11 protein-coding genes are annotated in these 17,369 nt (G+C 36.8%); 9 read left to right on the forward strand and 2 right to left on the reverse strand.

From position 1 onward, the window contains the following. Positions 1 to 80 precede the first annotated feature (80 nt). From ACVBDY_RS20790 to ACVBDY_RS20830, 9 genes are all read left to right on the forward strand, one after another. Positions 81 to 1,253, forward strand: coding sequence for a DUF4934 domain-containing protein (locus ACVBDY_RS20790; RefSeq protein WP_447177397.1), 1,173 nt, complete (start codon positions 81 to 83; stop codon positions 1,251 to 1,253). Between the two features lie 10 nt (positions 1,254 to 1,263). Then, positions 1,264 to 1,707: a DUF1573 domain-containing protein gene (locus ACVBDY_RS20795; protein ID WP_447177398.1), complete on the forward strand. Its 444-nt coding sequence runs from the start codon at positions 1,264 to 1,266 to the stop codon at positions 1,705 to 1,707. 717 nt (positions 1,708 to 2,424) lie between these two features. Further along, entirely contained in the window at positions 2,425 to 3,420 is a 996-nt protein-coding gene (gene lepB / locus ACVBDY_RS20800; RefSeq protein ID WP_447177406.1) for a signal peptidase I, read from the forward strand. Between the two features lie 72 nt (positions 3,421 to 3,492). After that, positions 3,493 to 5,076 carry an NAD(P)/FAD-dependent oxidoreductase gene (locus ACVBDY_RS20805; protein ID WP_447177399.1) on the forward strand — a complete coding sequence of 528 codons (1,584 nt, stop codon included), beginning with the start codon at positions 3,493 to 3,495 and terminating at the stop codon, positions 5,074 to 5,076. Further along, complete coding sequence (locus tag ACVBDY_RS20810; protein ID WP_447177400.1) at positions 5,063 to 6,544, forward strand: ArnT family glycosyltransferase; 1,482 nt, start codon at positions 5,063 to 5,065, stop codon at positions 6,542 to 6,544. The genes ACVBDY_RS20805 and ACVBDY_RS20810 overlap by 14 nt, the downstream gene beginning before the upstream one ends. A 92-nt stretch (positions 6,545 to 6,636) precedes the next feature. Next, positions 6,637 to 7,770, forward strand: a complete 1,134-nt coding sequence (locus ACVBDY_RS20815) for an efflux RND transporter periplasmic adaptor subunit (RefSeq protein WP_447177401.1) — start codon at positions 6,637 to 6,639, stop codon at positions 7,768 to 7,770. 7 nt (positions 7,771 to 7,777) lie between these two features. Continuing rightward, positions 7,778 to 10,834, forward strand: a complete 3,057-nt coding sequence (locus tag ACVBDY_RS20820) for an efflux RND transporter permease subunit (RefSeq protein ID WP_447177402.1) — start codon at positions 7,778 to 7,780, stop codon at positions 10,832 to 10,834. Then, positions 10,827 to 12,338: a TolC family protein gene (locus ACVBDY_RS20825; protein ID WP_447177403.1), complete on the forward strand. Its 1,512-nt coding sequence runs from the start codon at positions 10,827 to 10,829 to the stop codon at positions 12,336 to 12,338. Before ACVBDY_RS20820 ends, ACVBDY_RS20825 begins: the two co-directional genes overlap by 8 nt. A gap of 43 nt (positions 12,339 to 12,381) precedes the next feature. Beyond that, positions 12,382 to 15,528 carry an efflux RND transporter permease subunit gene (locus tag ACVBDY_RS20830; protein ID WP_447177404.1) on the forward strand — a complete coding sequence of 1,049 codons (3,147 nt, stop codon included), beginning with the start codon at positions 12,382 to 12,384 and terminating at the stop codon, positions 15,526 to 15,528. Positions 15,529 to 15,658: 130 nt separating this feature from the next. On the opposite strand, the gene ACVBDY_RS20835 is transcribed toward ACVBDY_RS20830, so the two are convergent. Both ACVBDY_RS20835 and ACVBDY_RS20840 read right to left on the reverse strand, forming a co-directional pair. Next, complete coding sequence (locus ACVBDY_RS20835; RefSeq protein WP_447177405.1) at positions 15,659 to 16,402, reverse strand: S26 family signal peptidase; 744 nt, start codon at positions 16,400 to 16,402, stop codon at positions 15,659 to 15,661. Position 16,403: 1 nt separating this feature from the next. After that, a complete protein-coding gene (locus tag ACVBDY_RS20840) occupies positions 16,404 to 17,282 on the reverse strand; it encodes an IS982 family transposase (RefSeq protein ID WP_447174384.1) in 879 nt (292 codons plus the stop codon). Between the last annotated feature and the right edge of the window lie 87 nt (positions 17,283 to 17,369).

The raw sequence follows: 17,369 nt of genomic DNA on the forward strand, positions 1-17,369 counted from the left end.
TCAATCAAAAATTTCGAATAATAAAAAATGGTCACACACTAGCTACTTGTGATTATGAAAATAAGTAAACGGTATTTAAAATGAAAATAGCACTAAATATTATTCTATTATTGCTCATACTATGTTCTTGCAAAAATGGAAATAAAACCGCAAAAAATATTGAGTTTATTGAAGATTACAACAGTTATATTATTGATGTAAGCAAAACGAAAAATCATAAAAATTTCAGAAAAAAGATAGAAGAAATAACATTTATTCCTTTAGAAACTAATGATGTTAGTCTATTAGCGGAAGTTACTGAGGTGACTTTATACAAAAATAAATTTTATGTGCTTGATAAGCGTTATTCAAGTTTAAAAGTTTTTAATAAACTGGGAAAATACATCAATTCTATTGGTGCTTTGGGACATGGCCCCGGTGAATTTACAACCTTATGGGATTTTGAACTTGATCCTGAAAGTGAAAAGTTATTGCTACTAGGGCATAATGAAAAAGCAGTTTTTGAATATGATTTGGAAGGAGATTACATTAAAACTATACGAAACAATTTATGGGCCAGTACTTTTGTTAAAACAGATGATTTCTGGTTTTATTACATTAACCATAATGATAATAGTCTAACAGGAAAAAACAACTTGATTGTACTGGATAATTCCGGGAAAATTAAGGATCGTTTATTTCCCTTTTCGAAAGACCTCAATATTATGTTAGGCGATGAAGGTATTATGTTTGAAAATAATGAAGGATTCCTTTACAGTTCAGCACTTTCGGATACCATTTTTCAACTACATCCAGATCGTGAAATGTATCCGAAATACATATTCGATTTTGGGGAAAATGCGTTACCCGAGGAAGCAAGAAATTCAATAAATAAATTGCAAGAAGTTCAATTGGAGCATTCATTCTTACAAAAATATTTTGTTGAATCAAAAGATATGATTGTTTTTACTTATTTTGATAAGGGGAAGAGGGTTACAGCTTTTTGTCATAAAGAGAATAACCTTAATAGTAATAAAAACATTTCTCCAGTACAAATAGACTTTCCTATAGCTTTCGGTTTACCTGTTGGTTTAACAGACAGTAATAAAATTATTTCATTTATTGAGGTAGAATGGTTTTTAAACTGGCTGGAGAACGGAAAAATTTCCATGGATGATTTAAAAAGAGATTATCCGGATCTTTATAATATCATACCTACTCTGGAAAGCACAGACAATCCTATCTTGGTTACTTATAAAATAAAAACTCCATAACAGTTTTTCGATGAAGAAGCATAAAAGCTATAAAAAAAGACATATAAGATTAATAATACTATACCTCTTGACACTTCTTGTCTTTTTTGCCTGCAACCAACAGGTAAAAAGAAATCAAATGACTTTGAAAAAAAATGAAAGTACACTCACAGAAGTAGAAATTCCTAAAAAATTAATCCATTTAGGAAAAATAAAAAGGTACGATTCTATAACTGTTCCATTTAAAATTATCAATACGGGGAAGATTCCATTACTAATAAAAAAGATAGAAACCGATTGCCATTGTACAAAAGTCGAATGGAAAAATAAATCTGTTGCTTCACAGGACTCAACCACTATTAGGATTAATTATGATTCATCTCAACTAGGATATTTCATGCAAAAGGTAACGGTATATTCAAATACAAAGAATTCACCGGAATTACTTGTGTTTCGAGGAGAAGTAACTGAATAACAGAAAATAACAAGGGAAATCACCGTAATATACCTTGATTTGTCATATGCTAATGAATGGCACCCAAAAGCATCTATAATAAACTGATAATAACAACAAGAAAAAGTCCAATCATTGGTCTATAAACCCAAGTAACTACTAATAAATATCATTATGAACACAAAACTGAAAAAAAAGTTAAGCCAATCACTTTTATCTTGTTTATACTAGGATTGACAATTAATATAAAAGTAACACTTGATAATCCTTTCTTACTACTAAGTGAAGTGGTTATGGCACAGCAAACAAGTGGCTCAAACTCAAGTGACAATGCCAATAAGCAAATAATGAAAGTAAGCTGTTATAAGAATGGTTCTCATGTAGGATATCATATCACCTGCCCCGCAGGTAGTGGAATATGTACTCCAACAAAATGTACTTATTGATCTTTAGTAAGAATCAGCTTTTGCATAAAGGAATTAGACGCAATATAATCATTCAAAAACATTTAAAACTTAATATAAGATAGGTGTGGAATTTAAGAATAAAATATATACATGTAACAGAAAACACAAGCTATTGGGTATACTATTGTTGGCATTTTTTTTAGTTCTATTAAGCTTATATTGGTTGGCTCTAGGGGTTTTGTTTTTCGGGGGAATATTTTTTTTACTTACTTCCCGCTTGCTTTTTTTTGTAACCCTACGCAAGAAAGTCTGGGGTTATGCACTCTGCTTAATGGCGCTGGTTTTTGTTCTTGCAGTGTTGTTACGGATGTTTGTATTTGATATTTACCGTATTCCTAGTGATTCAATGGAAAATAGCTTGTTCACTGGCGATAAAATCATGACAAGTAAGGTACATTATGGCCCCAGAGTACCTCGATCGCCTTTCGAAATACCCTGGGTAAATCTTATAATGTATATGAATAAGGAAGCCCGGGCAGCAATAGACTCTACTTGGTGGAGTTATAAGCGACTCAATGGTTTTTCAGAAATTCAAAGAAAAGACATTGTAATTTTTAATCATCCTAATGATCACAAAAACTTTTATATAAAAAGATGTACGGGAATATCAGGAGATACCATAAAGATTGAGAATGGGAATATTTTTTGCAATGATAAGCCAATTAAAGACCCTGCTACAATACGAAACTTTTATGGAATATGGTTTAATAACTGGGATAACCTAAAGAAAAAATTAAACAACATATCTTCTGATCGGAAGACAATAAGCTCACTGTATTCTGACACCAAATATATAAAGTTGGCTCTTACTGTTCAAGAGTACAGAAACTTGAAAAACACCAAAGCCATAGATTCCATAAAAATAGAAGATATTCCTATAAAAATCTTTCCAGAAAATTCACTTGAAAAGGATACCCTTTTCTGGTCTACTAACAATTGGGGGGCTATTATAATTCCCAGAAAGGGATATGAGATAAAATTAACAAAAGATAATTGGATTTTATATAAAAAAATAATGAAACGGTATGAAAATGTCACTCTGCAAAAAAGAGGAGAAAATTTCTTTATCAACAAGACAAAGGCACCTACATATACATTTAAACATAACTATTATTTTATGATGGGGGATAACAGACACAATTCTATAGATTCCAGATATTGGGGATTTGTATCTGAAGAAGATATCCTGGGGAAAGCTGTTATGAGTTTATACTCAGTAAACAATGGAAAGTTTAGGTGGAATAGAATATTGAAAATACTAAAATGAATAAATTTCAATATCCAGTTCCATAACTAAAAGGCAATATATTCAATTGAAAACAAATTCTTTAAGCAAAAAATGTGTAAAAAAGCTATAATCATAGGTGCCGGCCCCGCAGGGTTAACTGCCGCATACGAACTGGTTAACAAAACAGATATCAAACCTATTATTATAGAGAAATCCAATGATTTTGGAGGACTCTCCAAAACCGTGAACTATAAAGGAAACAGGATAGATATCGGTGGACATCGTTTTTTTTCAAAATCAGATATCGTAATGAAATGGTGGCAGGAAATACTACCATTAGAAGGATCAGGTTCTGTAGAAAATCAAAAAAAAGAAATCACCTATCATAATAAAAAGAGAACCATCGAGCTAAATCCAAAAGGTCCTGATCCTGAAAAGGAAGATAAAGTAATGCTAATTAGAAACAGGTTGTCCAGGATCTTTTTTCTTAAGCGTTTTTTTGATTATCCCATTTCCCTGAACATGGAAACAATTTCAAATTTAGGCATCCTGAGAATGGTTAAAATATGTTGGTCTTATCTATGGATACAACTCTTCCCTATAAAACATGTTCAATCTCTTGAAGACTTTTTCATTAATAGGTTCGGGAAAGAACTTTACAAAACTTTTTTTAAAGATTATACTGAAAAAGTATGGGGAATGCCCTGTAACAAAATTAGTGCGTCGTGGGGAGCTCAACGAATAAAGCAATTATCTGTGAAAAGAGCATTAAAGCACGCTATAAAATCATTCTTAAAAAAAGACTCCTCTATAGAACAAAAAAATACAGATACCAGTTTGATAGAACAATTCATGTATCCCAAATTCGGCCCCGGGCAAATGTGGGAAACTGTCGCAGAAAAGATTCTTGCCAAGGGTGGACGTGTAATAAAAAATGCGGAGGTTATTGAAATATATGCAAAAAGTGATCGAATCGGGAAAATCGTTTACCTAGATAACTCGGTTCAAGAAAAGTCAACAGTTTATGGGGACTATTTTTTTTCAACCATGCCGGTTAAAGAACTTATAAGAGCCTTTAAAAGTACAGATATCTGTAAAAATGTCCGGGCAGTTAGTGAAGGATTACAGTACCGAGATTTTATAACAATAGGGGTATTATTAAATAAACTAAAAATAAATGGTCAATCCAAACATCGGAATGGTCTTATATCGGATAATTGGATATATATTCAGGAGAAGGGAGTAAAACTCGGAAGGTTACAAGTTTTTAATAATTGGTCTCCATATATGATCAAGGACCAGAGTAAAATATGGATGGGACTTGAATATTTTTGTAATGAAGGAGATGAACTGTGGACCATGGATGATAAGAGTTTTTCGGAATTTGCAGTTGAAGAATTGGAAAGCATAGGAATCATAGATAAAAAAGAAGTCTTAGATAGTACTGTTATCCGTGTTCCAAAAACATATCCCGCATATTTTGGAACCTATTCGCAGTTTCATGAGATCAGAAATTTTACCGACAATTTTAAAAATCTATTTTTGATTGGCAGAAACGGAATGCATAAATACAATAACCAGGATCACTCCATGCTTACTGCAATTACAGCAGTTGAAAATATTATAAAAGGAATAGAAACTAAGGAAAATATATGGAATATTAATACTGAAATGGATTATCATGAAGAGAAATAACGTTCCCACATATTATGTCTATCCATATATTGCAGGACTTATTATTTTTACAATCTTGTTAATGACCACTGCTTATGTAGGGATGGAAAATGATGAAGGCATGTGGTCTTATATCGGTCGAATATGGATTGAATATAATATGCCCCCTTATATTGACGCTGTGGAAAACAAGACGCCGGGAATCTTTATACTTCATGCTTTATCACATTTTTTGTTCGGAATTAATATATGGTTCACTAGAGGTTTAGGAATTATTTCCATATTAATCTCCTCGTTTCTGCTCTATTTAATCGGGAAAAGACTATATAGTTCTTTTGTCGGGCTTTTTAGCATGTTCATTTTTGGGTTTTCGATGTCTTGGAATTTGATGGATGGAGCCTTTACGGGACACACGGAAAATTTTATGATCCTATTTACAATATTGTCCATATTCTTTGTTCTAAAGGCCAAGGAGAGAAGAGAGAATTGGTCCTTCTTTATAGCCTTATCCGGTTTAATGATAGGATTAGCGATTTCGTTTAAACAAATAGCTCTATTATCTTTCTTTGGAGTATTGGGATTTGTGCTCTTGTCCTTTTCACGCCATTTCCCCTTAAAGAAAAAAGTACTTTCTCTATCAATATTTGGAATTGGTCTATTGGTAGGGTTACTTATATGTTATTTCCCACTACTTTTAAGCGGGGTCTCTATAATGGATTATATAAAGGGAGCTTGGTTGATCCTTTTTAATACTGGCTCCAGAAATAATATGGATAACCATATACAACAATTTTTTACAATTTGGGGAGCATCAAGATTTGTTATTTTTTATCCATTTATAGTTTTAATTGCCTATTACAGAAATATTAAAAATCACTTTTTTCTATGCTTGATCTTATGGTGTATTTTTGACTTTATCGGCACTAATGCATCAGGATATTACTATGGACACCAATTAAAGCAATCACTTCCTTCTTTGGCCCTATTAGTAGCTATAGTTACAGAAGATGTCCTGAAGAGGTTCTCTATAAAAAAAACAAATAAAGCCATAATACTTTTCTTTTTATGCATGCTATTTTATCCTTACAGAGAAACATTGGCTTTTTTATATCGTCATAAAAGTGCTGAAATTAATATCAATTCAAAACAAGCAATTGGCGAATGGATTAAAAAACATAGTGACAAAAAAGACTATATTTATGTCATAGGTTACAATTTCAATCCTATCTTATCCTATTCGGATAGGAGATCATCAAGTAAATATTTTAATTTAATATTTGTGACTAAAGAAGATCAGATCAATACTTTAATTTCAGATTTAAAGGAAAAGCCTCCACTATATATCGTCCAATTCAGTAATTTTAGGACAATATTGAGTAAATTGATGTTATCCTATGACAAAACGAATAATTATAAATTAATAAAAGAAGAATATGGATATTCAATTTATAGAATAAAAGATCGTCTTAATGAAAAAAACCTCAAATAGAAATGAATTTACCAAAATCAATGCTATCGTTATCGTCATATATTTTTAAGATCAAAACCTGCTCCCAACTCCTCGACAAACCTACCCACGGAATGAGTTACGTGACATTTCGTGGGTTCTTCATTCTATTTGTCCTCCAGACCCTATTCAATATTGCCGGTTGTTCCGAAACTAAAACCAATAATAAGAAAGATCTTACAGACAAAAAGCAATATACTCCGAAAAAAAACGAAGTGGACATTGTGGTACTGCAAAAAACTACTTTTAAGAGAGAACTCTTGTCCAATGGGAAGCTGGTAGCCAATCAAAAAAATGTCCTCAAATTTAAAGTCAACGGTAATCTAAAAAAACTCCCTGTTAAAAATGGTGATGCTGTCAGAAAAGGCCAATCTTTAGCCTACTTGGAGGATTTTGAATACCAACAAGAACTGACCAGTTCGGAAATTTCTTTTAAAAAAGCCCGGTTGGAGTTTGAAGATATGTTGGTTGGACGGGGGTACGATTTGCAAGACAAGGAGAAGATTCCAGATAACATATATGAGATGGCTTCTATTCGCTCTGGTTACAGTGAAGCGGAAAATAAATTGAAAAATGCTGAGTTCGATGTCAATTCCACGATTTTAAAGGCACCCTTTAATGGCAAAGTGGCCGATATAAAATTTAAGGAATATGAACAAGTCGGTTCCGGAGAGGAATTTATGACCTTAATCGATGATTCTGTGTTTGATGTAGAATTTTACCTTATTGAATCTGAGGTAAACCAGGTTCAAAAAGGAGAAGATATCGAGATACTGGCTTTTAATACGGGCAAGGGGTACACGGGAAATATATTGATTATCAATCCCATAGTTGAAGAGAACGGGATGGTGGAAATAAAAGCCCGTGTACAAAACGATGGTCCGCTTATGGAAGGTATGAATGTAAAGGTGAGGATCCAGAAAGATGTTCCCGATCAATTTGTCGTTCCCAAAGAAGCAGTACTTATCCGGGATAATCAGGAAGTCCTTTTTAAATATAAAAACGGAAAGGCTTACTGGACCTATGTACAATCCATCTATGAAAACAGTACTTCTTATGCCGTGATCGCCCATCCCGATAAAAGTAGTGCCCATTTACAAGAAAGCGATACCGTCATCGTATCAGGAAACTTAAATCTTGCTCACGACAGTGAAGTCACTATAAAATCAGCTTCTAAATCCCTCATTAATCAAGCCCCCGCTCAATAGTATTTTTATGGTTAAATTCCTGATCCATAAGCCCATTGGTACTTTAATGACTGCCCTGGCTATTGTTATTCTAGGCCTTATCGCCATAGCCTATGTCCCTGTATCCCTGATGCCTGATCTGGATATCCCTGAAGTCACTGTACAAGTCAGTGCTGATAATATGTCGGCACGAGAACTGGAAGATGCCATAGTAAACCCCTTACGTTCCAGCCTGATGCAAGTCAGCCACCTGGAAGATATTCAAAGTGAAGCTTCCAATGGAAATGCAATGATTCGGCTCTATTTTACCCATGGCACTAAAACCGACTATGCTTTTATTGAGGTCAATGAAAAAGTCGACCGGGCCATGGCCTCCTTACCTCGGGAATTGAATCGCCCTAAGGTCATTAAGGCTAGCTCTTCTGATATTCCGGTCTTTTATTTAAATCTTACCTTAAAGAACGGAGAGGATACAAAACCCGATGGCAAAGTGACCCAAGAATTTATTGATTTTAACCGTTTTGTCAACCAGGTGGTCCGAAAACGAATCGAACAGGTTCCTGAAGTAGCCATGGTGGACGTCAATGGTCTGATATATCCTGAAATCCTCGTGATCCCTGATCGCAATAAGCTCAGAGCATTGGATATAAGCCTGGACGATTTGGAAGCCGTCATCAAAAAACAGGATATTGAAGTAGGGAGTATTTTGGTCAGGGAAAGTCAATATCAATACAACCTCCGGTTGGGTACTAGCCTTGGCAATGTCCGGGACATTGAAAACATCTACCTTAAGAAAAATGACAGGCTTTTTCAACTTAAAGATTTGGCCCGGGTCCAGGAACAGCCAAAAAAACGAACCGGTTTAGTCCTGTCAGAAGATAAGGAAGCCATAAGTATGGCCCTGATCAAACAAAACGATACCCGGATGAAAGACCTGAAAAAATCTCTGGGGACCCTTGTAGATCAAATGCGGCAAGATTATCCTGATATTGATTTTTCCATTACTAGGGACCAGACTAAATTACTGGATTATGCCATCAACAATTTAGGGCAAAGCCTCTTATGGGGTATCCTGCTGGCTTTTGCGATCATGTTCCTGTTCCTTCGGGATTTGAAATCCCCTATCCTTATCGGGATCAGTGTACCGGTTTCCATGATCATCTGTATCCTTTTTTTCCATCTATTGGACATTTCCATTAACATCATCTCGTTGTCCGGCCTTATCCTGGGTACCGGCCTAATGATAGATAACTCCATTATTGTTATTGATAATATTACCCAGTACCGGGAAAAAGGGTATCCGCTTTCCGAGGCCTGTGTTTTGGCCACTAACGAAGTATTTAAACCCTTGTTGAGTTCCGTACTCACCACCTGTGCCGTTTTTATCCCATTAATCTTTCTAAGTGGTATCGCCGGAGCCCTATTTTATGACCAGGCCATGGCCATTACCATTGGACTGTTTGTTTCCTTAGTGGTATCGGTGACCGTATTACCAGTTTTATACCGGTTGTTTTATTTAAAAAATAATAACGATAATAGCATTATCCGGTTTATCCGAAAGTTAAATACCCTCGATTATAACCGGCTTTATGAAAAAGGGTTCAGGTGGACCATGAAAAAACAACCTCTGCCATTTAGTATTTTTACTGCTTTAGCCGTATGCACTGTTATCCTTTTTTCTGCCCTTCCCAAAAGTCGCATGCCAGAGTTTCCGGCTACGGAAACCCTGCTCGTTGTAGACTGGAATCAACCGATTCATATAGAAGAAAACAAACGTCGGTTATTAGAACTGGTTCAGCCCTTACAGGAAAACCTGAAAAACTATCATGCCCAGATAGGGCAACAGCAATTTTTACTGGATAAAAACAGTGAAGCTAATACTTCAGAAGCCACCCTGTATTTCCAGACGGAAAGTGAAAAAGAGCTGCAACACCTTAAAAACGATATAGACCGTTTTATTACCAATAATTACCCCAATGCCATTGTCGAATATAAAGAAGTCGACAACATTTTTAATGTGATATTTTCTGATAATTCCGCTCCCCTTATCGCCAGGTTAAGGCCTTTAGAAAACACCGGACAAGACGAAGAACTTCAAAAATTATGGCAGGAGTTACAGAAAGAATTCCCGGATGTCCTTTTGCCGCCTATAGCCTGGCAGGAATCCCTCACCCTACGAGCTAATGGTGAGAAGATGATGACTTATAATGTTTCGGCAGACCATCTCAACAATACCCTGCAAAGCGCTTTTAATGAAAAGCAGCTACTCTCCATTGTGGACAATCAGGAATTTGTCCCGATAGTGTTGGGCAGTGAAGAAAAAAACATCCCCGAGGTCCTGCAGGAAACCATGGTTCGGGCCAATGACAGTACGTATTACTATGTCAATGAATTTTTAACGCCAAGCAGAGTGTTGGATTTAAAAACGGTAGTTGCAGGAAAAGAAGGTGAATATTATCCCCTGGATCTTGAGATAGAAAGTGGAAAAGCACAAGGGGTCATGGAAAAAATAAAAAACGTTGTAGACCAAAACCCCGATTATGACGTATTCTTTAACGGAAGTATTTTTAAAAACCGTCAGCTTATCCGGGAATTGCTCATCGTATTGGTCATCACCCTGGTCTTGTTATATTTTATACTGGCCTCCCAATTTGAATCTTTGACCCTTCCCCTGATCATCCTGGTGGAAATCCCGGTTTCCATGTCAGGGTCCCTGTTATTTTTGGCCTTATGTGGTATGGATCTCAACCTGATGTCCATGATTGGAATTGTGGTCATGTGTGGCATCGTGATCAATGATTCCATCTTAAAGATCGATACGGTAATCCAGTTACAAAAACAAGGATACGGTCTCTTAAAATCCTTGTTAGTCGCGGGACAGCGTAGGTTGAAACCCATACTAATGACCAGCCTGACCACTATTTTGGCCTTGTTACCTGTTTTGTTCACCGGTGGTTTGGGAGGTGAATTGCAAACACCCTTGGCTATAGCCCTTATTGGCGGGATGTTACTAGGTACGATAGTCAGTCTTTACCTGATCCCCCTTTGCTATTATCATCTTGTAAAGAAAAAGGCTTATGTTTAAACATATAAAGAAATATAGAATCATTATCTATACCGTTTTTTTCTGTATGGCGTCCTGGTTATCAGCACAGAATCAAAAAAATAGCCCTGCAAAAACACTGACCCTGAATGAAACCTTGGACATAGCTTCCCAGGAGTCTTTGGATGCTTTTAAAGCCAAAAGACAATACGGGGCGGATTATTGGAGATATCGCTCTTTTGGAGCCCGATTGCTTCCTCATGTAAATTTTGAGATGGAGCCTTTGACTTATAACCGCTCCTTTACGCAACGTTATGATCCCGACAATAACATCGACGTATACCGTCTGCAACAAAACCTCAATACATTTGCCCAGGTTTCTATGAGCCAGAATATCATGGCAACCGGAGCCAGAATATACCTGAACTCCAGTTTTAACCGTCTTGTAAATTACAATGAATCCACCATAGAAAACTATAGCACTACCCCGGTGCGGATTGGCCTGGATCAACCCATTATGGCCTTTAATGAATTAAAATGGCTGAATAAGACAGCTGAGTTGGAATACGAAAAGGCCAAAAAAGATTTTCTTTACGAACAACAACAGATCCATCTTAAAACCCTTACTCTTTTCTTCAGATGGGCCCTCGCCCATAACCGGGTGAAAATCGCTGAAGAAAACAATGAAAATGCACATCATTTATATGAGATCGGAAAAAAAAGATATGACCTGGGTTCTATCGAAAAGGACGACCTCTTAAATCTGGAACTGGACGATTTCACCTCTACTACCGATTTAAACCAGGCCCGACAACAACTGCAGGAAGTGATCTCTGAACTCAATCTGTATTTAAATCGGGATGACCTGGCCAAGCATAACCCGGAACTCCCTGAGATGGTGTCCCACTTAAAAATATCAGTAGGGGAGGCCAGGGAATATGCCAATCAGAACAACCCGGAATTACTCAATATCAATATCAGGAAGATCAATGCTGAAAAAGACCTGGACCAGACCATTAAGGATAATCGTTTCGATTTATCCATCAATGCCAGTTACGGGCTTAACCAACAGGCCAATACGTTTGCCGATGCCTACAGTCAGTTTTTGGACCAACAGATCGTCGCTATACAATTCAGTATGCCTATCCTGGATTGGGGCGAACGGAAAGGGAATATCAAAATGGCCAGGATGACCAAAGAGGTCCAGGATATAGAAATCGCCCAGGATGAAAGCGATATTCATCGACAACTGGACCTTAAGGTCAGCAATTTTAATTTACAGGAAGAACAGGTGATGGCCGCTTTAAAAGCCCGGGAAATTTCCAGAGAATCCTATGAAATTACCGAAAAACGGTTTTTGTCCGGGAAAGTGGACCTGTTACGGTTATCTTCTGCGCGAGAAGCCTGGCAAAACGCCTCAGAACAATATATCCAGGGTTTGCAGGACTATTGGAATTATTACTATGAAGTGCAACAGCTTACACTGTATGATTTTATTCATGATTCCACATTGAGTGAAAATTTTGATAAGTTATTGGACGAGTAAAAAATTATTATATAGAGAACAAAAGCGTTTACGAAACTGTATAATGGGCCAAAAAATTCCTTCATTTAGTATAATTACGACCTTTATTTGCCTGGCCTTGGTGGGAATCAGCCTCATCTCCCTGCTCAGTATTCAACTGGTTCCTTCCCGTGCTTTACCTTCTGTATATGTTTCCTATTCCTGGCCCAATGCCTCAGCCAAGGTTATCGAACAGGGGGTTACCTCTAAACTGGAAGGCCTTTTTAATAGTATGAGAGGGGTGAAAGATATCAGTTCTACTTCCCGTAAAGGTAACGGAAATATCAGTGTCGAGTTTAAAAAAAATACGGATATGGATGCGGTCCGTTTTGAAATGGCCACCCTTATCCGCCAAAGCTATCCCAAAATGCCGGAAGGTGTAAGTTATCCTTACCTTTCCTTAAGTATTCCTTCGGAAAATAACTCCCCCATTTTATCCTATAGCATTAATGCCAACGAAAGCCCATACTACATAAAAAAGTATGCCGATCATTACATATTTCCCAAGCTATCCCAAATCAATGGGGTAAGCCAGGTCAATCTATATGGCGCTTCTCCTTTTGAATGGGTGGTCATGTACGATGTTGATAAGTTATCCCATTTGAAGTTAACCGTAGATGAGGTAAGCCAGAGTATTAACTCTTTTCTAGAAAAAAAAGAAATCGGTAAAGGTACACAAGTTCTTTCTGATGAAAATTATCCCAGGGAAATTACCATAAAATATACCCATCAGCTTCGAGAAGAATTCGATTGGGACAAAATCCCCATAACAAAAAGAGGGCACCGCATCATTTACCTGGAAGACGTTGCTTCAGTACGTTTTAAGGAGCGTCCACCCAACGCTTATTACCGAATCAATGGCCTTAATACAGTAAACCTGGTTATATTCCCAGAAAAAAGGGTCAATACCATTGAGCTCTCCAAAAGAGTAAAACGTGTCGTGGAAGATATCAGGCAGGAACTCCCTGATGAATATGAACTCAAACTTACCCAGGATACTACGGCACACCTGGTGGAGGAACTGCAAAAAATACAATGGCGTACACTGTTTTCCCTGGTCATTCTTTTGGTACTTACTGTGATCATATACAGCAATATCCGGTATGTGTTCATTCTGTTTTTGAGCATTCTTATCAACCTCCTTATAGCGGTAATATTTTATTATCTGCTCCAGGTAGAATTACAACTCTATTCTTTTGCTGGTATTACCATCTCATTTGGTATTATCATAGACAATACAATCATTATGATGGACCACTTCCGCCTCAAGGGAAATAAAAACGCTTTCCTGGCCGTTCTCTCGGCCACACTAACTACCATAGGGGCCCTCACAGTGATTTTTTTGCTGGAAGAATCTCAGCGAATCAACTTGTGGGATTTTGCCCTTGTCATTGCCATTAACCTGGGTGTATCCCTTTTCGTAGCCCTGTATTTGATCCCGGCTTTATTGGAAAAATTGAAAATAGGTTATAAAAAAAGACGATTTTCCCGGAAACGGAAAAAGCGCATAGCCTGGTTTACTGTCTGGTATGAGCAGTTCATATTTTTTTTAAAAAGGCCGGTTCCCAAGTGGGTACTTATTGTAATTTTAGTATTCGGATTTGGTTTGCCACTACATCTGGCTCCACGGCAAATAGAGTCTGAGGGATTCTGGGCGAATATATACAATCATAGCATAGGAACTGAATGGTTTTCCGAAAACCTGCGCCCTACTCTGGAAAAAGTTATCGGAGGTACATTGCGGCTTTTTACGGAAAATGTTTTTGAAAACTCCTATTACCAGGAACCGGAAAGAACAACACTGAATGTTACCGGGACCATGCCAGAAGGCAGTACTATAGAACAACTGGACGAAGTGATTCAAAAGATGGAAAATTACATCGCCACCTTTCAGGAAGTAGAGCTTTTTGAAACCCGGATTACCAGCTACCGAGATTCCAGGATTACCATTCACTTTAAAGATGAGTACGAATCCGGAGCCTTCCCACATACCTTAAAAAGTCTCCTGGAAACCAAAGTTATAAGTCTGGGGGGAGTGGATTGGAGTATATATGGTGTGGGGAGGGGGTTTTCCAACGCCCTACATACCGGATATCTCGGCGATCGGATTGTTTTGGAAGGTTATAATTATAACCAATTGTATCGATTTGCTACGAGCTTACAGGATAGCCTTTTAATACGATCGAAAGGACGGATAAAAGAAGCGGAGATCAGCACCGGGGAGTGGTTCAACAAGGCTTTATATGAATATTCCCTGAAATTCAAGCCCCAATCCGTAGCCTTGGCCGGAATCACGGAATCACAGGTATACAGCACCCTTAAAAATCAACTCCACTCGGAGAATTTATCCCCGGTAGTCAGAAATCATGAACTACAACAGGTCAAACTAGTATCTGATCAGCGTGACAAATTTACGGTGTGGGACTTAAAAAATACGCCTACACATATAGATAAAAAACAATTCAAACTACGAGAGTTCACCACTATAGAAAAACACAAAACCGGGAATGATATCAAAAAAGTGAATCAGCAATATCTCTTGGTAGTCGCCTTTGACTTTATCGGGCCAAGGCCTTTGGCCGAAAAATTCAAAGAGGATAGGATAAAAGCACTTTCCAATGAATTACCAGTAGGCTATAAAGTATTTAAACAACAATATTCCGGGTGGAACAAGGAAGAAAAAAAGCAATACTATTATATTTTTGTTATTATTGGTATTATCTTTTTTATATGTGCGATCCTTTTGGAATCTTTATCGCAACCATTAGCCATTTTGAGCATGATCCCTGTCTCATTTATCGGAGTATTCCTTACTTTTTACCTGTTTGAATTTAATTTTGACCAGGGTGGATATGCTTCCTTTATTCTTCTTTGTGGTATTAGTGTAAATGCAGCCCTTTATATTGTGAATGATTTTAATAATTTAAAAATTCAATATTCCAACGAGAATACCAGAATATTATATTTTAAAGCATATAATCATAAAATTCTTCCCATATTTCTTACCATCATTTCTACCATAGCTGGTTTGTTGCCTTTTGTGTGGGAAGGCGAGAAAGAAGCTTTTTGGTTTTCATTTGCTGTAGGATCTATCGGAGGATTATTGTTTTCTGTTGTGGGAATCCTTATTTATCTGCCAATATTTTTGAATCTAAAGAAAAAGAATTACTAGTTTTCACCAAAAGTTAAGATACGTCCTTTGAAACTTTTCTGCCCTGACGGCTTTTTTTCGTACGGTCATCAATCATAAGTTGACATTTCATAGGTTCAAATCAATGTTGAAAGTAATATTGTAATTTTCCTTACTTTAATATTCTTAATAGTCTATTCCATCCAACTTTTCCATTTTCTATAGCGTATAAATTCATGACACCCTTTCCAATAATGTCTTCTTCACAGACAAATCCCCAATGTCTGGAATCTATGGAATTATGCCTGTTATCCCCCATCATAAAATAATAATTCTTCTTAAATCTATATCTAGCGACTTTAACTCCATTGACAAAAAAAACTTCTCTACGGTTTTCTAAGGTGGCTCCTTCATATCTCTCTAATACTTTCCGGTATAAAATCCAATTGTTTTTGGTAAGTTTAATAGATGTTCCCTTTTTAGGGATTACAATAGGACCATAATTATTCGTTGTCCAGAAAATAGTGTCATTTGAATACGCTTTTTCTGAAAAAATTTTTATCTCAAAATCATTTAATTTCATTGAATCTATAATACCAGATGCATTAAGAATACTATATTGTTTCCTGGTAAGATTTCTAATTATAAATTTAGTGCTGTCTAACCGATTCGTCTTCTTGAACTCGGGAGAGATATTATTCCGTAGCAATACAGTATTTAGGTTTTCATGATCATTGAACCAGATTTTATAAGAATTTTGTACGGTTGGTGTTTGGTAGACAAGGACATCATTACAAAAAACATCTCCATCATTAATTCTTATAGTATCCCCAGATATTCCCATGCATCGTTTTACATATACATGTTTATGGTCATAGGGATGATTAAAAATAGTAATATCATACCCGTTGTGCATTTTAAACAATGCTGATCTTAATATTATTGATATTTCTGTTGAAAATGAATTTATTGATGTACTGAATCACAGTAAGTGCCGTTATTTTTGACAACACCCTTGTTTTGAGCCCTTCGAAGGATTTAGCATAGTTCCTGCGGATCATAAACTGGTCACATAGCTGTGAAAATAAAGTTTCTATGCGTTTTCTGGATTTTTTAAATACAAAGGGCTGCTCTCTGTAATCACCTTGGTTCTTGCGCATCGGGGTACTCAATTCAATTTGGTGGTTCTCAAAGAGGTTCAACTGGACTTCTGCCGAAAGATACCCCTTGTCCCCGAGCAGGACACAATCAGACAACTGCATCTTGATATCATCGAGGTAATTAATATCATGTACAGAGGCCGGGCTCAGGTCAAAACTTTGAAAGACCCCACCTATAGAGCACACCGCATGTAACTTATACCCATAAAAATAAAGGTTTTGAGAGGCGCAGTACCCTTTGTCGGGGAAAGCATAATCCTCTTCCCTGCATACCTTGCTGCGGGAGGAGCGGGAAAGCTTGCATACTTCCAAAGGCATACTGTCCACTACAAAGTAATCTTCAAACTCATTGAAATGCTTGGCCAATGATCCCCGTATCTTATCCAAATAGGGCATTAAACGTCTACGGCGACGGTTGTACACGCTGCGTTCAATCTTACTGGTAAGATGGTTGGGGAGCATCCGGAAAAGATGGTTTTCGCTGTCAATTGCCATATATTCAGCGGTTAAACATAAGCCAACTACTTCCAAATCACTCATCCGAGGGCTTCGCCTTTGGTAAGGAAGCAGTTGTTCTTCCGATATTTTTCTTAGTACTTCCAATATTCTTTCGTAATTTGCATTTAAGTTGTTCATCGTAAATGTTTTGTGGTAAAAACAATTTACTGACTATCAGTCAAATTGAACAACTTTTTTCTTTTTAAATCATAATGCACAACGGGT

It is taken from the genome of Sinomicrobium halophytocola, assembly GCF_052983395.1.

Coding starts and splice junctions, on each gene's coding strand:
- ACVBDY_RS20790 (WP_447177397.1), top strand. CDS start 81: ATGAAAATAGCACTAAATATTATTCTATTATTGCTCATACTATGTTCT.
- ACVBDY_RS20795 (WP_447177398.1), top strand. CDS start 1,264: ATGAAGAAGCATAAAAGCTATAAAAAAAGACATATAAGATTAATAATA.
- lepB (WP_447177406.1), top strand. CDS start 2,425: ATGGCGCTGGTTTTTGTTCTTGCAGTGTTGTTACGGATGTTTGTATTT.
- ACVBDY_RS20805 (WP_447177399.1), top strand. CDS start 3,493: ATGTGTAAAAAAGCTATAATCATAGGTGCCGGCCCCGCAGGGTTAACT.
- ACVBDY_RS20810 (WP_447177400.1), top strand. CDS start 5,063: ATGAAGAGAAATAACGTTCCCACATATTATGTCTATCCATATATTGCA.
- ACVBDY_RS20815 (WP_447177401.1), top strand. CDS start 6,637: ATGAGTTACGTGACATTTCGTGGGTTCTTCATTCTATTTGTCCTCCAG.
- ACVBDY_RS20820 (WP_447177402.1), top strand. CDS start 7,778: ATGGTTAAATTCCTGATCCATAAGCCCATTGGTACTTTAATGACTGCC.
- ACVBDY_RS20825 (WP_447177403.1), top strand. CDS start 10,827: ATGTTTAAACATATAAAGAAATATAGAATCATTATCTATACCGTTTTT.
- ACVBDY_RS20830 (WP_447177404.1), top strand. CDS start 12,382: ATGGGCCAAAAAATTCCTTCATTTAGTATAATTACGACCTTTATTTGC.
- ACVBDY_RS20835 (WP_447177405.1), bottom strand. CDS start 16,402: ATGCACAACGGGTATGATATTACTATTTTTAATCATCCCTATGACCAT.
- ACVBDY_RS20840 (WP_447174384.1), bottom strand. CDS start 17,282: ATGAACAACTTAAATGCAAATTACGAAAGAATATTGGAAGTACTAAGA.